We start from the raw sequence: 19,429 nt of genomic DNA, 5'->3' as shown, positions 1-19,429 counted from the left end.
GGATATCCTGAACTCATCGCCGCTAGCAGCCGGCGATCGTGGGTTTTGCGACCGCGCGCGGCGCGGTGCGGTGGAACTTATCGATCAGATCGGGATCGCGTGCAAGCATGCTAATCATTCCGCTCCCGCGGGGCGGGGACGTTCGCGGCGTGCGGCGAGCAGCCGGGAAAAGCCGTCATTGATCGGCGACCAGAACAGCGCGACCAGCGCCAGCACCATGATGCTGCCGACCAGGCCGTTGGAAAAGAACACGCCGAGCGAGCCCTGCGAGCCGAGCAGCGACTGCCGGAACGCTTCTTCCGCCTTGTCGCCGAGCACGATCGCCAGCACCAGCGGCGCCATCGGGTAGTTGCACTTCTTCATCAGATAGCCGATCACGCCAAAGCCGAGCATCAGCATCACGTCGAAGGTGGAGTTGTGCACCGAGTAGGCGCCGATCGCGCACAGCACCAGGATCAGCGGGGCAACGATGCTGAACGGGACCCGTAGGATCGCGGCGAAGATCGGCACGCAGGTCAGCACGATCACCAGCCCGACGATGTTGCCGAGGTACATCGACGCGATCAGGCCCCAGACGAACTCCTTCTGTTCGACGAACAGCATCGGTCCGGGCTGCAGGCCCCAGATCAGCAGGCCGCCGAGCAGTACCGCGGCGGTCGGCGACCCGGGAACGCCGAGCGACAGCATCGGCAGCAGCGCGGCGGTGCCGGCTGCGTGGGCCGCAGTCTCGGGCGCGATCACGCCCTCGATCTCGCCCTGGCCGAAATTCTTGCCGTTCTTCGAGACCCGCTTGGCGATGCCGTAGCTCATGAACGAGGCCGGTGTCGCGCCGGCCGGGGTGATGCCCATCCAGCAGCCGATCACGCAGGACCGCAGCGAACTCATCCAGTAGCGCGGCAGTTCCAGCCAGGTGTGCAGCACCACGCGGAGATTGATTTTGGCCTTGCCGCCGCGGAAGCTCAGGCCGTCCTCCATCGTCAGCAGGATCTCGCCGATGCCGAACAGGCCGATCACCGCGATCAGGAAGTCGAAACCGTTGAGCAGTTCGGTGTAGCCGAAGGTCAGACGGAGCTGCCCGGTCATCGAATCCAGTCCGACCGCGGCGAGGGCGAAACCGGCCATCATCGCCGCGACGGTCTTGAACGGCGGCTCCTTCGACAGCCCGACGAAGCTGCAGAAGGCGAGGAAGTACACCGCGAATTTCTCGGCGGGACCGAACTGCAGCGCGAACCGCGCCACCAGCGGCGCCACCAGCGTGATCATCACGATCGCGAACAGCGCCCCGACGAAGGAGGAGGTGAAGGCCGCGGTCAGCGCCTCGCCAGCCTTGCCCTTCTGGGCCATCGGGTAGCCGTCGAAGGTGGTGGCGACCGACCACGGCTCGCCTGGAATGTTGAACAGGATCGAGGTGATCGCGCCGCCGAACAGCGCGCCCCAATAGATGCAGGACAGCATGATGATCGCCGAGGTCGGCGGCATGCTGAAGGTGAGCGGCAGCAGGATCGCGACGCCATTGGCGCCCCCCAGCCCCGGCAGCACCCCGATGATGACGCCGAGCACGATGCCGATCACCATCACCAGGATGTTGAACGGCATCAGCGCGACCGAAAAGCCGTGAAACAGATTGGCGAGCTCTTCCATCCCCGATCAGTCCCCGCACTAGAGCCCGAGCCAGTCCTCGAGCGGACCCTTGGGCAGCGGCACCAGGAACCAACGCTCGAAGATCAGATAGGTGACCACCGGCGTGCCGATCGCGACCGCCAGGACGATGTGCCATCGATATTTGCCGAGCCGTCGCATGAACCAGCCGATGAACAGCGCGCTGGACACATACAGACCGAGATACGGCATCGTGCCGACGAAGATCGTGCTCGGGATCAGCACGCTCATCACGTGACCGAGCTGGCCCCATTCGGCGAACAGGCGGCCGTGGCGATCGCGCAGCGCGCTGATCAGGTTGATCACGCTCGCGGCGACGATCAGCAGCCCGACATAGAACGGGAAGAAGCCGGCGCGCGGTCCCTCGGCGCCCCAGCCGATGCCGGCCTTGAGGCTGCCGATCACGACGACGACGCCGAACGCGGCGATCAGCACGGCGACGATCGCCTCGACCGATTTGTGCGACGGGCCGAGGTTGATGTCAGGCGGGCTGGACATCGGCTGCCCCGGCGGAGCGGCGCGGCGCGACGACCGGTGTCGCGCCGCCCTGATCGATCACAGCCTCGCCCACGTCAGTTACCCTGCGCCAGAAAGCCGGCTTCCTTCATCAGCGTCTCGTGGCGCTTCTCCTCGTTCGACACCCATTTGGCGAATTTGTCGCCGGTCATGAAGCTGGTGTTGAAGGCGCCGCTCTTCATGAAGTCCTTCCACTCGGGGGTGTCGCGGACCTTCCTGAACAGATCGACATAGTAGGCGACCTGATCCGGCTTGGCCTTGGGGCCCATGAAGATGCCGCGCAGCATCACGTATTCGATCTCGAGCCCCTGGGATTTACAGGTCGGGACGTCCTTCCACGCCTTGCCGTCGGCGACCGGCTCTGCGTAGTCCATCGGCGCGGCGTCGAACACGCACAGCGGCCGCAACTTGCCACCGCGCCATTGCGCCACCGCCTCGATCGGATTGTTGACAGTGGAGTCGATGTGATTGCCGACGAGCTGCACCGCGACCTCGCCGCCGCCCTTGTAGGGGATGTAGGTGAGCTTGATTCCCGCAGCCTTCTCCAGCGCCACGGTGATGATCTGATCTTCCTGCTTCGAGCCGGTGCCGCCCATCTTGATCGAGCCGGGCGGCGCCGCTTTCACCGCCTCGACGTAGTCTTGCGCCGTCTTGTACGGCTTGTCGGCGTTGACCCAGAGCACGAATTCGTCGAGCGCCAGCATCGCCACCGGGGTGAGATCCTTCCAGTTGAACGGAATGCCGGTGGCGAGCGGCGTGGTGAACAGATTGGACAGCGTGATGATGATCTTGTGCGGGTTGTTGCTCGCCGCCTTGACGTCGAGGAAGCCTTCGCCGCCGGCGCCGCCGGACTTGTTCACCACCACCAGCGGCTGTTTCATCAGATTGTACTTGGTCACGATGCCCTGGATGGTCCGCGCCATCTGGTCGGCACCGCCGCCGGTGCCGGCAGGAACGATGAATTCGACCGGCCGGGTCGGCTCCCAGGCCGCGTTCGCCGGAGCGGCCGGAAGGCCCGCGGCGACCGCCACCACGACGCCAAACGCAAGACGAGCTAATCGACGTGTCATGCCGTTTCTCTCCCTTGGAATGAACGCCGATCTTGACCGTCGGCTTGATGCACTTATCAGTTGCTATCCGAGCGATGTTCCCTCAACCTGACGTTGCTTGCAAACGAAATCGTCGCAAAGCGAGAGTCTGATTGGAATAGTCAGTACCGTGGTGGCGCGCAGCCAGACCGCGCGGTGCCCGCGCGGTCCGCTGGTGCAGCGATGCAGCAATTACTCCGCCGCCTGCTTGCGCGGCGGCGTGGTCGCGCCCGAGTCGTGGATCTCGGCGACGTGGGCGTCGCTGTAGCCGAGGACGTCGCGCAGAATTTCATCGGTGTGTTCGCCGAGCAGCGGCGAGCGCTTCACCTCGGTGGGGGAGTCCGACAGCTTGATCGGGTTGCCGACCGACAGATACTTGCCGCGGGTCGGGTGATCGACCTCGACGATGGTTCCGGTAGCGCGCAGCGACTGGTCCTCGGCGAGTTCCTTCATCGACAGGATCGGTCCGCAGGGGATGTCGTCGGCATTGAGGATCTCCATCACCTCGAACTTGGTCTTGGTCATGGTCCATTGTTCGATCCGGGCGAAGATCTCGTTGAGCCGCGACAGCCGAGCCGGCGGCGTGGCGTAGTCCGGATGCGTCTTCCAGCCGGTCTCGCCGATCACGTCGCAGATCTTTTCCCACACGGGCGCCTGGGTGATGACGTAGATGTAGGCGTTCGGATCTTGCTCCCAGCCCTTGCATTTGAGGATACGCCCTGGCTGGCCGCCGCCGGAGTCATTGCCGGCGCGCGGCACCGCCTCGCCGAATTCGATGCCTTCGCCGAACTGGCTGTATTCCTTCAACGGGCCATGGGCGAGGCGCTGCTGATCGCGCAGCTTGACGCGGCACAGATTCAGCACACCGTCCTGCATCGCCGCGGTGACGCGTTGGCCGCGGCCGGTGTGGTGGCGCTGATACAGCGCGGTGACGATGCCGAGCGCGAGATGCAGCCCGGTCCCGCTGTCGCCGATCTGCGCACCGGTGACCAGCGGCAGGCCGTCGCGGAAACCGGTGGTCGAGGCGGCGCCGCCGGTGCACTGCGCGACGTTTTCGTAGACCTTGCAGTCTTCATACGGTCCGGGACCGAAGCCCTTGATCGAGGCGACGATCATCCGCGGGTTGATCTCCTGGATCTTCTCCCAGGTGAAGCCCATCCGGTCGAGCACGCCGGGGCCGAAATTCTCCACCAGTACGTCGCAGGTGCGGATCAGCGCGGTCAGCACCTCCTTGCCTTTCGGGTTCTTGGTGTCGAGCGTGATCGACCGCTTGTTGTGGTTCAGCATGGTGAAATACAGGCTGTCCACTTTCGGGATGTCCTGCAATTGACCGCGGGTGATGTCGCCGCTGCCGGGGCGCTCCACCTTGATCACGTCGGCGCCGAACCACGCCAAGAGCTGTGTGCAGGTCGGGCCGGACTGGACGTGGGTGAAGTCGAGAACGCGAACGCCGTCGAGCGCCTTGGTCATGGTCGTGCTCCTGTTGTCTCCTGCGCGCCGAAGCGGCATCTCTCCCGTCGGTGCGTCCGCCGCGGCGATCCGTGGCGGACGTCCTTGTTCTGTCGCATCGGCCGGTCGCCGCGTCAGGCGAACAGCTCCTGGCCGTGGGCCTCGACGTAAGCCGCCAGCCGCAGCGTGTGATCGCGCGCCAGCTTCTCGGCGAGTTCGGTGTCGCGTGCCTCCAGCGCCTCGATCATCGCCAGGTGCTCGGGCAGGGAAGCGGCGATGCGCTCCTTGCGGCCGATGGTGAGCTGGCGATAGCCACGGACGTGGATCAGGATGTCGTTGGTCATGTCGACCAGCACCGGCGACTCGCTGAGCGAGATCAGCGCCTGGTGGAACACGATGTTGGCGCGGGAATATTCGTCGATATGATCCTGCGGCAGCCGGTCGGGTCCGAACTCCTTGAACACGTCGCGGAGCGCCGCGATGTCACGCTTGCGCGCCACGATGGTGATCAGCCGCGCCGCCATGCTCTCCAGCGCCGCCCAGGCGCGGATCATGTCGACGATCTCCGCCTTGGTCCGGCGCACCACGATGATGCCCCGCCGCGGCACCGCCTTCACCAGGCCTTCCTGTTCGAGCATGGCGATCGCTTCACGGATCGGCGTGCGGCTGACGCCGAGCTTGTCCGATAGCGCGCGCTCGTCGAGCATCACCGGCTCGGGCGTGGTGTAGATGTCCATCTTCAGGATCGCCTGCTTCAGCGCCTCGTAGGCCTTGGTCTTGAAGCTGGTCTCCGGCGCGAGCCGCATGATGCCGAGCTCCGGCTCGGCAGGCATGTCGTTCGCGGTGGGGCGGGCGCGTGCGATCATCAGGCCTCTCTGGCGGCAACTGCAGGCCGTCGTCGATGCTGCTGTGGCATACCAGATGCCACACGGTCAAGACGACGGTCAGCACGTTTCCTCGTTCCTGTCATGTTCGTGCGACGTTCTGGCATGCCAGGCGGCGATCGCCGAAGCCGTGCGTTTCGCTTCAGCGCCGGAACCGGCCATGCCGTGCTTCACCGCGCTGTGATCGCTGCACTGCGCAACGCTGTTTGCTTGCGCGGGTTATGAACCAGACTTATCGTTTGCCATTGCGGCATCAGACCTGCACATCGGGAGGACCTCATGGCCTGGAAGAAACCGGAAATCGTCGAGATCGCGGTCGGCATGGAAATCAACATGTACGCCTGCGCGGCGCGCAAGTAATCGAATCGCGGCTTTGTTGTAACGACGGCGAACGGCGCGATCGGCAGTCTCTGTCGGTCGCGACTGTTTGCGATGTGTCGTCGTTGAAGGCTTTGGCGGAAGGCGGTCGATGCTGCGGGTGATCGTTCTCGGCGCAGCAGCCGGCGGCGGGGTGCCGCAATGGAATTGCGGCTGCCAAGTGTGCCGTGCGGCCTTCGCCGATCCGGACCTGCGCCGGACTCAGGCCTCGGTGGCGGTCAGCGCCGATGGCGCGCACTGGTTCCTGATCAACGCGTCACCCGACCTGCGCCAGCAGATCATCGCGACGCCGCAACTGCATCCGCGCGCAGGCTCGCTGCGTCACAGCCCGATCGCGGGCGTGATCCTGACCAATGGCGAGGTCGATGCGGTCGCGGGACTACTGTCGATGCGCGAGGGCTCGCCGTTCACGATCTATGCGCACGCCAAGGTGCTGGCGATCCTGAAGGCCAACAGCATCTTCAACGTGCTGAATGAAAAGCTGGTGGCACGGCAGCCGATCGCGGTCGATCAGCCGTTTGCACTTCGGCTGCCTGACGGCGCGCCATCTGGGCTCGAGGTGAATGCCTTTGCGGTGCCGGGCAAAGGCGCGTGGTATCTCGAAGGGCAGACCCATCCGGGCGGTGCGGACGGTGAGGGCGATACGCTCGGGCTGAGCATCACCGAGACCGCGAGCGGCCAGACGGTGCATGTGCTGACCGCGTGTGCGCGGGTCACCGACGATCTCAAGGCCCGGCTCGCCGGCGCGCCGCTGGTGCTGTTCGATGGCACGGTGTGGCGCGATGACGAACTGATCGCCGCCGGCCTCGGTGCCAAGACCGGGCAGGCGATGGGCCACATCGCGATGGCGGGCGACGACGGCGCAATCGCCACGCTTGCGGATCTCGACGTCGGCCGCAAGCTGTTCGTTCACGTCAATAATTCCAATCCGGCGCTGCTGACTCACTCGGCCGAGCGCGGGCAGCTCGAAACGGCCGGCTGGCAGATCCCGGCGGACGGCACGGAGGTGACGCTGTGAATGCGATGACCGCGTTTTCGCTGAACGGCGCCGCGCCGCTCGCCAATGCCGACGAGCTGGAAGCCGCGCTGCGCCAGATCGGCGCCGCGCGCTATCACAATCTGCATCCGTTTCACCGCCTGCTGCATGGCGGCAAGTTGAACAAGGGGCAGGTGCAGGCCTGGGCGCTGAACCGTTACTATTATCAGAGCTCGATCCCGATCAAGGACGCGGTGGTGATCTCGCGGTTTCGCGACCGCGCCACCCGGGTCGAGTGGCGGCACCGGATCGAGGACCACGACGGCGATCTTTCGAGCGAAGGCGGCATCGAGCGCTGGCTGAAACTGACCGAAGGGCTCGGCCTCGACAGCGCTTATGTCGAATCCACGCAGGGTATTCTGCCGGCGACGCGGTTTGCGGTGGACGCCTATGTGCATTTCGTCCGCGATCGAACGCCGCTGGAAGCGATCGCGTCGTCGCTGACCGAGTTATTTGCGCCCAATCTGCACGAGGAGCGCATTGCGGGCATGCTGGCGCATTACGACTTCGTCAACCCAGAGATCATGAGCTACTTCAAGCGCCGGCTGGAACAGGCGCCGCGCGATGCCAACTTTGCGCTGACTTACGTCAAGCAGCACGCCACCACGCCGGCCGAGCGCGAAGCGGTGTGCAACGCGCTGATCTTCAAGACCAACGTGCTGTGGGCGCAGCTCGATGCGCTGCATCACGCTTATGTCGATGGCCATATCCCGCCCGGCGCGTTCGTGCCGCAAGGGTCTTGAGCCGATGGCGCCGCGCCGCATCAGCGTCAGCGAGGCGAGCCGCCCGGTGCTGCCGCGGCACGCCCGGCTGAAGTTCGACGACACAAGGCAGCGTTGGGTAATCCTGGCGCCGGAGCGGGTGCTGGCGCCGGACGAGATCGCGGTCGAAATCCTGCAGCTCTGCGACGGCGCGCGCGATGTGGCGGCGATCATCGATGCGCTGGCGGCGAAGTACGCCGCGGGCCGCGCCGAGATCGGCCGCGACGTGGTGGCGATGCTGCAGGACCTCGCCGACAAGGGCTTTCTCACCGAGGCGCGGGAGACCGCGCCATGACCGAGACTGCTGCCAGCGCTACAGGGTCCGACGGCATCGCCGTGCTGGAGAAGCCCGGCAGCGTCGCCGAGACCTTCGGGATTCCGCTCGCGGTGCTGCTCGAGCTGACCCATCGCTGCCCGCTGCAATGCCCGTATTGCTCCAATCCGCTGGAGCTGGAGCGGGGCGGCGCGGAGCTGTCGACCGACGAGTGGAAGCGGGTGCTCAGCGAACTCGCGCGCATCGGCGTGCTGCAGGTGCATTTCTCCGGCGGCGAGCCGACCGCGCGCAAGGATCTGGTCGAGCTGGTGCGGCATGCGACCGAGGTCGGGCTCTACACCAATCTGATTACTTCTGCGGTGCTGCTGAGCCGCGAGCGGCTGGCGACGCTGGCCGATGCTGGGCTCGCGCATGTGCAGATCAGCTTTCAGGGCAGCGAGGCTTCGCTGGCCGACCGCGTCGGCGGCTTTGCCGGCGGGCATGCCAAGAAGCTCGAGGTCGCGCGCTGGACCCGCGAGCTCGATCTGCCGCTCACCGTCAATGCGGTGATGCACCGGCAGAACCTGCACCTGCTGCCGGACATCATCGAGATGGCGGTGCAGCTCGATGCCGATCGGCTCGAAGTCGCCAATGTGCAGTATTACGGCTGGGCGCTGAAGAACCGTGCCGCGCTGATGCCGACGATCGCGCAGATCAAGGATTGCACCGCGACGGTCGAGGCGGCGCGCGAGCGGCTGAAAGGCGTGCTGGCGATCGACTACGTGATCCCGGACTACTACGCGGCACGGCCGAAGAAGTGCATGGGCGGCTGGGGGCGGCAGTTCTTCAACATCTCGCCGAGCGGCAAGGTGCTGCCGTGCCACGCCGCCGAGACCATCACCGGGCTCGACTTTCCATCTGTCCGGGATGGCGCGTCGATCGCCGAGATCTGGCGCGACGCCGAAGCGTTCAACCGCTATCGCGGCACCGGATGGATGCAGGAGCCGTGCGCGAGCTGCGCGTTCAAGGAGATCGACTTCGGCGGCTGCCGCTGCCAGGCCTTCGCGCTCGCCGGCGACGCCGCCGCGACCGACCCCGCCTGCGCGCTGTCGCCGCTACACGACCGCATCTTCAAGACCGCAGAAGCAGAGGCCACGTCCGGCAGTGACCGCTTCCTGTATCGCAACTTCGCCGGCGGCACGGCTAAGGATGCGTAGCACCAACTCACCACGTCATTCCGGGGCGCGCGCAGCGCGAATCCGGATCTCTTCGCAAACACATCCCCTCGTTTGTCATTCCGGGGCGCCGCGCCAGCGGCGAACCGGAATCCATATCCCCGGGAGTTGATGCTGATCCACGGCCTGACAACGGCTGTGCGCAAACGTAGGCACAGGGAGTATGGATTCCGGGCCTGCGCTGCTGCGCAGCGCATCCCGGAATGACGTTGAGAGGTGAGTGGCATTGCAGATTCCGGGTTCGCGCTGCGCGCGCCCCGGAATGACGGGGCGCAGTTAGTACACCACCACCGAACGGATCGACTTGCCTTCGTGCATCAGATCGAAGCCCTTGTTGATGTCGTCGAGCTTCAGCACGTGGGTGATCATCGGGTCGATCTCGATCTTGCCGTTCATGTACCAGTCGACGATCTTCGGCACGTCGGTGCGGCCGCGGGCGCCGCCGAACGCGCTGCCTTTCCAGACGCGGCCGGTGACCAGCTGGAACGGCCGCGTCGAGATTTCCTTGCCGGCTTCAGCGACGCCGATCACCACCGAGACGCCCCAGCCGCGGTGGCAGGCTTCCAGCGCCTGGCGCATCACTTGGGTGTTGCCGGTGCAGTCGAAGGTGTAGTCCGCGCCGCCGTCGGTGAGCCCGACGAGATGCTGGACGATGTCGCCGTCGATCTTCTTCGGGTTGACGAAGTCGGTCATGCCGAAGCGGCGGCCCCATTCTTCCTTGTCGTCGTTGATGTCGACGCCGACGATCTTGTCGGCACCGACCATCTTGGCGCCCTGGATGACGTTGAGGCCGATGCCGCCGAGGCCGAACACCACGACGTTGGAGCCTGGCGTGACTTTGGCGGTGTTCACCACCGCGCCGACGCCGGTGGTGACGCCGCAGCCGATGTAGCAGCTCTTGTCGAACGGCGCGTCCTCACGGATCTTCGCGACTGCGATCTCCGGCAGCACGGTGAAGTTGGAGAACGTCGAGCAGCCCATGTAGTGATAGATGGTCTGGCCTTTGTAGGAAAAGCGCGAGGTGCCGTCCGGCATCAGGCCCTTGCCCTGGGTGGCGCGGATCGCGGTGCAGAGGTTGGTCTTCTGGCTCAGGCAGCTTTTGCACTGCCGGCATTCCGGCGTGTACAGCGGAATGACGTGATCGCCCGGCTTCACCGAGGTGACGCCGGCGCCGACTTCGCGGACGATGCCCGCACCTTCATGGCCGAGGATCGAGGGGAAGATGCCTTCGCTATCGAAGCCGTCGAGCGTGTAGGCGTCGGTGTGGCAGATGCCGGTGGCCTTGATCTCGACCAGCACCTCGCCGGCCTTCGGCCCTTCGAGATCCAGCTCGACGATTTCGAGCGGCTTCTTGGCCTCGAACGCGACGGCGGCCCGTGTCTTCATGGCGATCCTCCTGGCATCGGCAAAACTGCGATTGCCTCTCGTATCGCAAATCGGCGCGCCGACTTGAACCGTTTTCTAGCCTGTTGAGGCGACGGGGCTCACGCCGAGGCGGCGCGCGGCTCGTCTTCGAGCGGCAGATCGTCGGGCGCGTTGGGATCGCCGGGCGCGGTGGCCCAGGCGAGTTCGACCAGCGTCACGGTGCGGCGGCCGGCGCCGTCGAACTGGCAGACGATCAGGCCCTGTTCTTCGATATAGGTCAGCAGCCGCCGCGCGCGGCGCAGCGAGTGCGTGCCGTAGGCCCGCGCAATCGCGGCGTCACCCGGGCAGGGCCAACCTTCCTTGGCGGCGCGGGCGATGATCATGAACACGCCCTGCATATCGTCGGGCAGGGTGGAGGCGCGCAGCGTCACGTCCTGCCAGGCATCATCGGCGGCCATCTCGGTGGTAAGGCCGGCGCGCGCGTGCGTCAGCATCCGGCGAAACTCGGTCATGTCCGGGATCGCGGTGGCCAGGCCTTCGATCCGGCAGCGCACCACGAACTCCTGATACAGCACGCCGATGGCGCGGAAGCCGGCATCGGGTTCGGCGAGGATCGCGCGCAGGATGCGGTCGAGCCGGTCGCGGCGCTCGGCGATCTGCTCGTCGCTGAGCGGCGGCGCCTCGGGCTCTGGCGTGGGATCGATCGCCACCGACTTCGCCGCCATCAACTGGCTGAGCAGATCCGGCGCGGGGGCGCGGCGCTGTGGCCGCGTTGCGGTGGTCTCCGGCGGCGGTGCGGCGAGGATCACGGCGCGGGCGTCTTCGAGGGCCGCTTCCGGCAGCGGCATCAGGCGCGGCGTCGAGTTGCGCGGGTGGGTTTCGGTCGGCCCGATCCGCAAGCCGAGCGGCCGGCGCGACAGCGCGGGCCCGAGCGCCATGAACTGGCCGCGTTCGAGATCGCGAAAAGCTTCGGCCTGGCGCCGCTCCATGCCGAGCAGATCGGCGGCACGCGCCATGTCGATGTCGAGGAAGGTGCGGCCCATCAGGAAGTTCGACGCTTCGGCTGCGACGTTCTTGGCGAGCTTGGCGAGCCGCTGCGTGGCGATCACGCCGGCGAGGCCGCGCTTGCGGCCGCGGCACATCAGATTGGTCATCGCGCCGAGCGACAATTTGCGCGCTTCGTCGGAGACTTCGCCGGCGACGGCGGGCGCGAACAGCTGCGCTTCGTCGACCACCACCAACATCGGATACCAATGGTCGCGCGCGGTGTTGAACATGCCGTCGAGATACGCCGCGGCGCGGCGCATCTGGTTCTCGGCGTCCAGGCCTTCGAGGTTGAGCACCGCCGAGACGCGGTGAATGCGGGCGCGTTCGCCGGCGACCTGCAGGCCGCGCTCGGTGTGGTCTTCGGCGTTGATGACGAGATGGCCGAATCGCTCGGCGAGCGTGACGAAGTCGCCTTCGGGATCGATGATCGCCTGCTGCACCCAGGGCGCGCTCTGCTCCAGCAGGCGGCGCAGCAGATGCGACTTGCCCGAGCCGGAATTGCCCTGCACCAGCAGCCGCGTCGCCAGCAGTTCCTCGAGATCGAGAGCCGCGGTTGCGCCTGAATTGGTTTGCCCCATTTCGATCGCAACGGTCATGGCTCGGCCCGAGGTCTCCTTTCGCGAGCAGGGGGCTTAACAACCTAGGCGCGCCGCGTCGAGCACCTGCGGCGGTTCCGCCCGGTGTTATGCACGCACATCAGCGTTGCGTGCGCACCGCGCGAATCAGCGCCAGCCGAGCGGTGGTGCGACGTGGGTGAGGATAGCCTCGATCACATGGGCGTTGTAATCGACGCCGAGCTGATTGGGGATCGTCAGCAACAGCGTGTCGGCTTCGGCGATCGCCTCGTCGGCCTTGAGCTGTTCGATCAGCGCGTCGGGTTCGGCTGCGTAAGACCGGCCGAAGATCGCGCGGGTCTGTTCGTCGAGATAGCCGATCTGATCCTGCTGCTGGCCTTCGCGGCCGAAATAGGCGCGGTCGCGGTCGTCGACCAGCGGGAAGATGCTGCGGCTGACCGAAACGCGCGGCGTGCGGGTGTGGCCGGCTTGTTTCCAAGCGTCGCGATAGGCGCGGATCTGCGCCGCCTGCTGAACGTGAAACGGCTCGCCGGTCTCGTCGTTCTTCAGCGTCGAGCTCTGCAGGTTCATCCCGAGCCTCGCGGCCCACACCGCGGTGGCGTTGGAGCCGGCGCCCCACCAGATCCGGTCGCGTAGGCCTTCCGAATATGGCTCGAGCCGCAGTAGCCCCGGCGGATTGGGAAACATCGGCCGCGGGTTGGGCTGGGCGAAGCCCTGGCCGCGCAAGAGGTCGAGCAGCACCTCGGCGTGGCGGCGGCCCATGTCGGCGTCGCTTTCGCCCTCGGCCGGCTGATAGCCGAAATAGCGCCAGCCATCGATCACCTGCTCGGGCGAGCCGCGGCTGATGCCGAGCTGCAAGCGGCCGCCGGCGATCAGATCGGCAGCGCCGGCATCCTCGGCCATGTACAGCGGATTCTCGTAGCGCATGTCGATCACGGCGGTGCCGATCTCGATGCGTTTGGTTCTGGCGCCGATCGCGGCAAGCAGCGGGAAGGGCGAGGCGAGTTGCCGGGCGAAATGATGCACGCGAACGTAGGCGCCATCGGCGCCGAGCTGTTCGGCGGCCTGCGCCAGATCGATGGTTTCCAGCAGCGCATCGGCGGCCGAACGCGTGCGTGACTGCGGTGACCAATGGCCGAACGAGAGAAAACCGATCTTCTTCATGGAGGCAGCCCTAGCGAGGTGAAGGCTGTAGATAGTGCGCCTGCCGCTTCAGAAAAGCCTTTGCTGTCGCATGGCTTGGATTGATCAACACACGCGCGTCGCGCGTGATGATCAATCTTTCGCCAGTCCGCGCAGCAGTAGGTCGACGCTGGCTTCGGTGAAGGCGACGAAATCGACTTCCTTGCGGGTGCCGAACAACAGCGACCACAGGCTCAGCAGCACCGCGGGACTCATCACGATCTCGGTGAAGCCTGCGGCGGGCGCATTGCGGAATTCGCCGGCGGCGACGCCCTGGTCGATGACTTCCCTGAACTGATCGATGATCGGCGCGACGAATTCCTCGTAGTGACGGTCGACCAGATCGGGAAAGCGGCCGCCTTCGGCGATCAGGAAGCGCAGGATCTCGCGCGACTCGCGGTTCTCCGCAATGTGGCCGTAAGTGAAGGCGATCAGTCCGCGCAGCCGCTCGGTGGCCGATCCGCGGAGGGTGAGCGCGTAGTCCTTCAGCCCCGGCAGAAACGACTGCGATTTGTGCCTGACCATCTCTTCGAACACCCGCTCCTTGGTGTCGAAATAGAAATAGATCGTGCCCTTGGTCACGCCCGCGCGTGTCGCCACGTCCTCGAGACGGGTGGCCGCATAGCCGTGCAGCACGAATTCCTCGAACGCGGCGTCGAGGATTTCCGAGGGGCGCTCGGCTTTGCGGCGGGCGCGTTTGGTGACGGCAGGCGGCATGGGACGAACTCCTGCCGGTAGTTTTACTATTGACTTTCGAGTCAGTCAATAATATTGCAGTGCGATGCTCCTGTTCGAATGGGCGAATTCTTGATGCTCTGGCTGAGACCCGTTGTGCTGCTGATGGTTGCCACGACTCTGGCCGGATGCGGCGAGGAGGCGAAGCGGGAGCGCCCGGTGGCGCTGGTGAAGACCGAGGTGGTCCACACCCAGCCCCGCAGCACCGTCATTCGGCTGACCGGCGATGTTCAGGCTCGGGTCTCGACCGAATTGTCGTTCCGTGTCAGTGGCCGCGTGGTCGAGCGGCTGGTCGACGTCGGTGCCCACGTCAATGCCGGCGATCTGTTGGCGCGGCTCGATCCGACCGAACAGCGCGCCGATCTGGTCGGCGCCCAGGCCGCACTGACCGCCGCCGAAGCCCAGCTCCGGCTCGCCACCGCGACCTACGAACGCCAGAAGTCGCTGATGGCGTCCGGCTTCACGACCCGCGTCGCGTTCGATCAGGCGCAGGAGGGACTGCGCGCAGCCGAAGGTTCGGTCGACACCGCCAAGGCGCAGCTCGGCATCGCCAAGGACGCGCTCGGCTACACCGAATTGCGCGCCAGCGCGGCCGGGATCATCACCGCACGCAACATCGAGGTCGGCCAAGTCGCGCAGTCGGCGCAGTCGGCCTACACGCTCGCCGAAGATGGCGCGCGCGACGCGGTGTTCGATGTCTATGAGGCGATCTTCCTGATCCCGGTCGGCAGCGACACCATCAAGTTGTCGCTGGTGTCCAACCCGGCGATTACGGCGCTCGCCAAGCCGCGCGAAATCTCCCCGACCGTCGATCCGAAGACCGGCTCGGTCCGGGTCAAGCTGTCGATCGAAAATCCGCCGCCCGAGATGACGCTCGGCAGTGTGGTGGTCGGCGAGGGCTTCAGCCAGGCGGTCGACAAGATCGTGCTGCCGTGGAGTGCGCTGACCGCCGACCAGAGCGGCGCAGCCGTCTGGGTGGTCGATCCGAAGACCCACGCGGTGTCGCTCAAGAGTGTCGCGATCGAAAGCTACGAGACCGACTCGATCGTGATCGGCCACGGCTTGTCGGTCGGCGACCGCGTCGTGGTCGATGGCGGCAAGATGCTGCGGCCCGGGCTGGTCGTCGCCGAGGCGGGAGGCGCCGCATGAGCGTGTCCAGGATTCTCGCGGTGATCGCCGCGGCGCTGCTGGTCGCCGGCTGCGGCGACAAGTCGGAGACCAAGCCGGCGATCCGGCCGGTGCTGTCGACGGTGGTCGCGCCGCTGCAGGCGACCAATCTGGCGGTGGTCGGCACCGTCGAGCCGCAGTTCAAGACCGACTATGGATTCCGAATGCTCGGACGGCTGATCGCCCGTCCGATCAATGTCGGCGACGTGGTGGAGAAAGGGCAGACGCTGGCGGCGGTCGATCCGTTCGCGGCCGAACTCGCGGTGCGCTCGGCGCAGGCCGATCTTGCGACCGCGCAGGCGCAACTGGTCAATGCCAGCGGCACCGCCAACCGCCAGCGCGCGCTGATCGAGACCGGAGCCACCACCAAGGCGACGCTCGACAGCGCCGAGCAGGGCGACGCCGCGGCGCAGGCTGCGGTGGTCCGCGCCCAGTCGGCGCTGACCAAGGCCCGCGAGCAATTGAGCTACACCAAGATCGAGGCGCAATATGCCGGCGTCGTCACGGCGGTCGGGGCGCAGATCGGCCAAGTGGTCAACCCCGGCCAGATGGTCGCCACCGTCGCCCGCCCCGACATCCGCGAAGCCGTGATCGATGTCGCCGACGATATCGTCGGCGTCCTGAAGATCGGCACGCCGCTGACCGTGGCGCTGCAGCTCGATCCGCGCGTTCGAGTCGACGGCAAGGTGCGCGAGATCGCGCCGCAGGCCGATCAGGTCACCCGGGCACGGCGGGTTCGCATCACGCTGGAGAATCCGCCCGAGACGTTCCGGCTCGGCACCACGATCACTACGCTGATTCCCAGCAAGCCGAGCCGCGGCTTCCGCCTGCCGGCGACAGCGATCCTGCGCCAGGGCGATCAGGCCAGCGTCTGGGTGGTCGACACCGCCAAGGGATCGGTCAGCAAGCGCAACGTCCAGGTCGCGCCGAGCGACAACGGCACAATTCTGGTCACCGATGGGCTCGAGGCCGGCATGCGGATCGTCACCGCCGGCGTCCATCATCTGCAGGAAGGCCAAATGGTCCGGTTCGAACGGGAAGTCACGCCGTGAAGTCGTTCAACCTCTCCGACTGGGCGCTGCAGCACCGTTCGCTGGTCTGGTACTTCATGATCGCCTTCATGGCGGCCGGGCTGTTCTCGTATCTCGAGCTCGGCCGCGAAGAAGACCCCGCCTTCACCATCAAGACCATGGTGATCCAGGCGAAGTGGCCCGGGGCGTCGGCCGAAGAGACCACCCGGCAGGTCACCGACCGGATCGAGAAGAAGCTCGAGGAACTGGAGTCGCTCGACTACACCAAGAGCATCACCACGGCCGGCGAGACCACGGTGTTCGTCAATCTGCGCGACACCACCAAGGCGCGCGACGTGCAGCCGACCTGGGTGCGCGTGCGCAACATGATCAACGACATCAAGGGCGACTTCCCGCAAGGCGTGGTCGGCCCCGCCTTCAACGATCGCTTCGGCGACGTGTTCGGTAACATCTACGCCTTCACCAGCGACGGCCTGACCCAGCGCCAGCTCCGCGACAAGGTCGAGGAAGTCCGCGCCAAGGTGCTGCAGGTGCCGAATGTCGGCCGGGTCGACATCGTCGGCGCGCAGGACGAAGTGATCTATCTCGAATTCTCCCCGCGCAAAGTGGCGGCGCTCGGCCTCGATCAGCGCACCATCGTCAGCTCGCTGCAGGCGCAGAACGCGATCACGCCGTCGGGCGTGCTGCAGGCCGGACCGGAACGGATCGCCGTCCGGGTCAGCGGCCAGTTCACCTCGGAAGAGAGCCTCAAGGCGATCAATCTGCGGGTCAACGACCGGTTCTTCCCGCTGACCGACGTCGCCACCGTCCGCCGCGGCTATGTCGATCCGCCGACCTCGCTGTTCCGCTTCAACGGCGAACCGGCGATCGCACTGACCATCGGCATGAAAGCCGGCGCCAATCTGCTGCAGTTCGGCGAGGCGCTGAAAGAGCAAATGAAGCTGATCTCCGCCGATCTGCCGGTCGGCGCCGAAGTGCATCTGGTGTCGGACCAGCCGCAGATCGTCGACGAGGCGGTGTCCGGTTTCACGCGGGCGCTGTTCGAGGCGGTGGCGATCGTGCTGGTGATCAGCTTCATCAGCCTCGGCATGCGCGCCGGCTTGGTGGTCGCGATCTCGATCCCTCTGGTGCTGGCGATCACCTTCATGGTGATGTCCTATTCGGGGATCTCGCTGCAGCGGATTTCGCTCGGTGCGCTGATCATCGCGCTCGGCCTTCTGGTCGACGACGCCATGATCGCGGTCGAGATGATGGTGGCGCGGCTGGAGGTCGGCGACTCGCTCGCCAAGGCCGCGACCCATGTCTACACCTCGACCGCGTTCCCAATGCTGACCGGCACGCTGGTGACCGTGGCGGGTTTCATCCCGATCGGCCTCAACAGCAGTGCAGCCGGCGAATTCACCTTCACGCTGTTCGTGGTGATCGCGGTGTCGCTGCTGACCTCGTGGATCGTCGCGGTGCTGTTCACGCCGCTGCTCGGCGTCACCATCCTGCCCGACAAGATGAAGCACCATCACGACAGCAAGGGCCGTTTTGCCACGCTGTTCAGCCGGATGCTCGGCTTCTGCATGCGGCACCGCTGGCTGACGATCGGATTGACGCTGGCGGCTTTTGCGCTGTCGATCGTCGGCATGGGCTTCGTGCAGCAGCAGTTCTTCCCGAATTCGGACCGCAAGGAACTGATCGTCGACTGGAACCTGCCGCAGAACAGCTCGATCGCCGAGACCAACGCGCAGATGGCGCAGTTCGAACGTGAGGCGCTGGCGGGGCGGGCGGGGATCGATCACTGGTCGACCTACGTAGGCCAGGGCGCGCCGCGCTTCGTGCTGTCGTTCGACGTCGAGCCGTCCACCGCGACCTTCGGTCAGATGGTGATCGTCACCAAGAGTCTGGAAGATCGCGACCGGCTGCGGCCGGAGCTGCAGGCATACTTGCGCAAAACCTTCCCGGGCACCGACGCGCTGGTGAAGCTGCTCGACATCGGCCCGCCGGTCGGCCGCCCGGTCCAATACCGCGTCAGCGGGCCGGACGTCGCCAAGGTACGCAGCTTTGCGCAGCAGCTCGCCGGCGTGGTCGCCGCCAATCCGCATCTCGGCGAAGTGGTGTTCGACTGGATGGAGCCGGCGCGGGTGATCAAGGTCGAGGTGCTCCAGGACAAGGCCCGTCAGCTCGGCGTCACCTCGGAAGACATCGCCTCGACCCTCAACAGCATTCTCGACGGCGCCACCATCACCCAGATGCGCGACGACATCTATCTGGTCAACGTGATCGGCCGCGCCAACGACGCCGAGCGCGGCTCGATCGAAACCCTGCGCAATCTGCAACTGGCAGGAGGCAGCGGCCAGACCGTGCCGCTCGCCGCGGTCGCAACCTTCCGCTACGAGCTGGAGCAACCGACGATCTGGCGCCGGTCTCGGCTGCCGACCGTGACGGTGAAAGCCAGCGTCGTCGACGAAGTCCAGCCGGCGACGGTAGTGGAACAGCTGAAGCACTCGGTGGCCGAGTTCACTGCCAAGCTGCCGGTCGGCTACTCGGTCGCGGTCGGCGGCGCGGTCGAAGAGAGCGGCAAGTCGCAGGCGCCGATCGTCGCGGTGGTGCCGATCATGCTGTTCGTGATGGCGACCGTGCTGATGATCCAGCTGCAGAGCTTCCAGCGGCTGTTCCTGGTGTTCGCGGTGGCGCCGCTGGCGCTGATCGGCGTCGTCGCGGCGCTGCTGCCGAGCCGTGCGCCGCTCGGCTTCGTCGCCATCCTCGGCGTGCTGGCGCTGATCGGCATTCTGATCCGGAACTCGGTGATCCTGATCGTGCAGATCGAGCAGCTGCGCAGCGAGGGACGGCCGCCGTGGGACGCGGTGGTGGAGGCGACCGAGCACCGGATGCGGCCGATCATGCTGACGGCGGCGGCGGCGAGCCTGGCGCTGATCCCGATCGCGCGCGAGGTGTTCTGGGGGCCGATGGCCTACGCGATGATGGGCGGCATCATCGTCGGCACCGTGCTGACCCTGTTGTTCCTGCCCGCGCTGTACATCGCATGGTTCCGCATCAAGGACCCGGCACAAGAGGCGTAG

The 19,429-nt window shown here is 66.1% G+C and carries 17 protein-coding genes; 8 read left to right on the top strand and 9 right to left on the bottom strand.

Annotated elements, in window-relative coordinates; all coding sequences use genetic code 11:
• Nucleotides 1–114 precede the first annotated feature (114 nt).
• The 5 genes from DWA33_RS20605 to DWA33_RS20585 all read right to left on the bottom strand — a co-directional run bounded on the left by DWA33_RS20605 (nt 115) and on the right by DWA33_RS20585 (nt 5,578).
• A complete protein-coding gene (locus DWA33_RS20605; protein WP_114360381.1) occupies nt 115–1,641 on the bottom strand; it encodes a tripartite tricarboxylate transporter permease in 1,527 nt (508 codons plus the stop codon).
• An 18-nt stretch (nt 1,642–1,659) separates the two neighbouring features.
• Nucleotides 1,660–2,157 carry a tripartite tricarboxylate transporter TctB family protein gene (locus DWA33_RS20600; RefSeq protein ID WP_114360380.1) on the bottom strand — a complete coding sequence of 166 codons (498 nt, stop codon included), beginning with the start codon at nt 2,155–2,157 and terminating at the stop codon, nt 1,660–1,662.
• Nucleotides 2,158–2,231: 74 nt separating this feature from the next.
• Entirely contained in the window at nt 2,232–3,245 is a 1,014-nt protein-coding gene (locus tag DWA33_RS20595) for a Bug family tripartite tricarboxylate transporter substrate binding protein (RefSeq protein WP_114360379.1), read from the bottom strand.
• A 210-nt stretch (nt 3,246–3,455) separates the two neighbouring features.
• Complete coding sequence (gene frc, locus DWA33_RS20590; protein ID WP_114360378.1) at nt 3,456–4,733, bottom strand: formyl-CoA transferase; 1,278 nt, start codon at nt 4,731–4,733, stop codon at nt 3,456–3,458.
• 113 nt (nt 4,734–4,846) lie between these two features.
• On the bottom strand, nt 4,847–5,578 hold the full coding sequence (locus DWA33_RS20585) for a GntR family transcriptional regulator (RefSeq protein ID WP_114360377.1): 732 nt from the start codon (nt 5,576–5,578) through the stop codon (nt 4,847–4,849).
• Between the two features lie 297 nt (nt 5,579–5,875).
• Here DWA33_RS20585 and pqqA point away from each other — a divergent pair, with 297 nt between their 5' ends.
• The 5 genes from pqqA to pqqE all read left to right on the top strand — a co-directional run bounded on the left by pqqA (nt 5,876) and on the right by pqqE (nt 9,241).
• A complete protein-coding gene (gene pqqA, locus DWA33_RS20580; protein ID WP_013503240.1) occupies nt 5,876–5,956 on the top strand; it encodes a pyrroloquinoline quinone precursor peptide PqqA in 81 nt (26 codons plus the stop codon).
• Nucleotides 5,957–6,065: 109 nt separating this feature from the next.
• Entirely contained in the window at nt 6,066–6,992 is a 927-nt protein-coding gene (gene pqqB / locus DWA33_RS20575) for a pyrroloquinoline quinone biosynthesis protein PqqB (protein WP_114360376.1), read from the top strand.
• Nucleotides 6,989–7,753 (top strand): pyrroloquinoline-quinone synthase PqqC, encoded by a 765-nt coding sequence (gene pqqC, locus DWA33_RS20570; RefSeq protein WP_181902436.1) that lies wholly within the window; start codon nt 6,989–6,991, stop codon nt 7,751–7,753. Before pqqB ends, pqqC begins: the two co-directional genes overlap by 4 nt.
• 4 nt (nt 7,754–7,757) lie before the next feature.
• On the top strand, nt 7,758–8,066 hold the full coding sequence (pqqD, locus tag DWA33_RS20565) for a pyrroloquinoline quinone biosynthesis peptide chaperone PqqD (RefSeq protein WP_114360375.1): 309 nt from the start codon (nt 7,758–7,760) through the stop codon (nt 8,064–8,066).
• Nucleotides 8,063–9,241: a pyrroloquinoline quinone biosynthesis protein PqqE gene (pqqE, locus tag DWA33_RS20560; protein WP_114360374.1), complete on the top strand. Its 1,179-nt coding sequence runs from the start codon at nt 8,063–8,065 to the stop codon at nt 9,239–9,241. The genes pqqD and pqqE overlap by 4 nt, the downstream gene beginning before the upstream one ends.
• 294 nt (nt 9,242–9,535) lie before the next feature.
• On the opposite strand, the gene DWA33_RS20555 is transcribed toward pqqE, so the two are convergent.
• The 4 genes from DWA33_RS20555 to DWA33_RS20540 form a co-directional block, all read right to left on the bottom strand.
• On the bottom strand, nt 9,536–10,645 hold the full coding sequence (locus tag DWA33_RS20555) for an S-(hydroxymethyl)glutathione dehydrogenase/class III alcohol dehydrogenase (protein WP_114360373.1): 1,110 nt from the start codon (nt 10,643–10,645) through the stop codon (nt 9,536–9,538).
• A gap of 98 nt (nt 10,646–10,743) precedes the next feature.
• Nucleotides 10,744–12,267, bottom strand: a complete 1,524-nt coding sequence (locus tag DWA33_RS20550) for a helicase HerA domain-containing protein (protein WP_114360372.1) — start codon at nt 12,265–12,267, stop codon at nt 10,744–10,746.
• Nucleotides 12,268–12,393: 126 nt separating this feature from the next.
• Nucleotides 12,394–13,410, bottom strand: coding sequence for an LLM class flavin-dependent oxidoreductase (locus DWA33_RS20545; protein ID WP_114360371.1), 1,017 nt, complete (start codon nt 13,408–13,410; stop codon nt 12,394–12,396).
• 111 nt (nt 13,411–13,521) lie between these two features.
• Nucleotides 13,522–14,145 carry a TetR/AcrR family transcriptional regulator gene (locus DWA33_RS20540; protein ID WP_114360370.1) on the bottom strand — a complete coding sequence of 208 codons (624 nt, stop codon included), beginning with the start codon at nt 14,143–14,145 and terminating at the stop codon, nt 13,522–13,524.
• Nucleotides 14,146–14,223: 78 nt separating this feature from the next.
• Here DWA33_RS20540 and DWA33_RS20535 point away from each other — a divergent pair, with 78 nt between their 5' ends.
• Genes DWA33_RS20535 through DWA33_RS20525 form a run of 3 tightly spaced genes read left to right on the top strand, consistent with a single transcriptional unit; the run spans nt 14,224 to nt 19,429 of the window.
• Nucleotides 14,224–15,312 carry an efflux RND transporter periplasmic adaptor subunit gene (locus DWA33_RS20535; protein ID WP_114360369.1) on the top strand — a complete coding sequence of 363 codons (1,089 nt, stop codon included), beginning with the start codon at nt 14,224–14,226 and terminating at the stop codon, nt 15,310–15,312.
• The gene (locus DWA33_RS20530; protein WP_114360368.1) at nt 15,309–16,382 is read left to right on the top strand and encodes an efflux RND transporter periplasmic adaptor subunit; all 1,074 of its coding nucleotides are present in this window, start codon (nt 15,309–15,311) and stop codon (nt 16,380–16,382) included. Before DWA33_RS20535 ends, DWA33_RS20530 begins: the two co-directional genes overlap by 4 nt.
• Nucleotides 16,379–19,429, top strand: coding sequence for an efflux RND transporter permease subunit (locus DWA33_RS20525; RefSeq protein WP_114360367.1), 3,051 nt, complete (start codon nt 16,379–16,381; stop codon nt 19,427–19,429). Before DWA33_RS20530 ends, DWA33_RS20525 begins: the two co-directional genes overlap by 4 nt.

The organism is Rhodopseudomonas pentothenatexigens, assembly GCF_900218015.1.
Classification (GTDB): Bacteria; Pseudomonadota; Alphaproteobacteria; order Rhizobiales; family Xanthobacteraceae; genus Rhodopseudomonas; species Rhodopseudomonas pentothenatexigens.
Note: the sequence above shows the minus strand (reverse complement) of the source record. Positions and strands in the feature narration are given on the sequence as shown.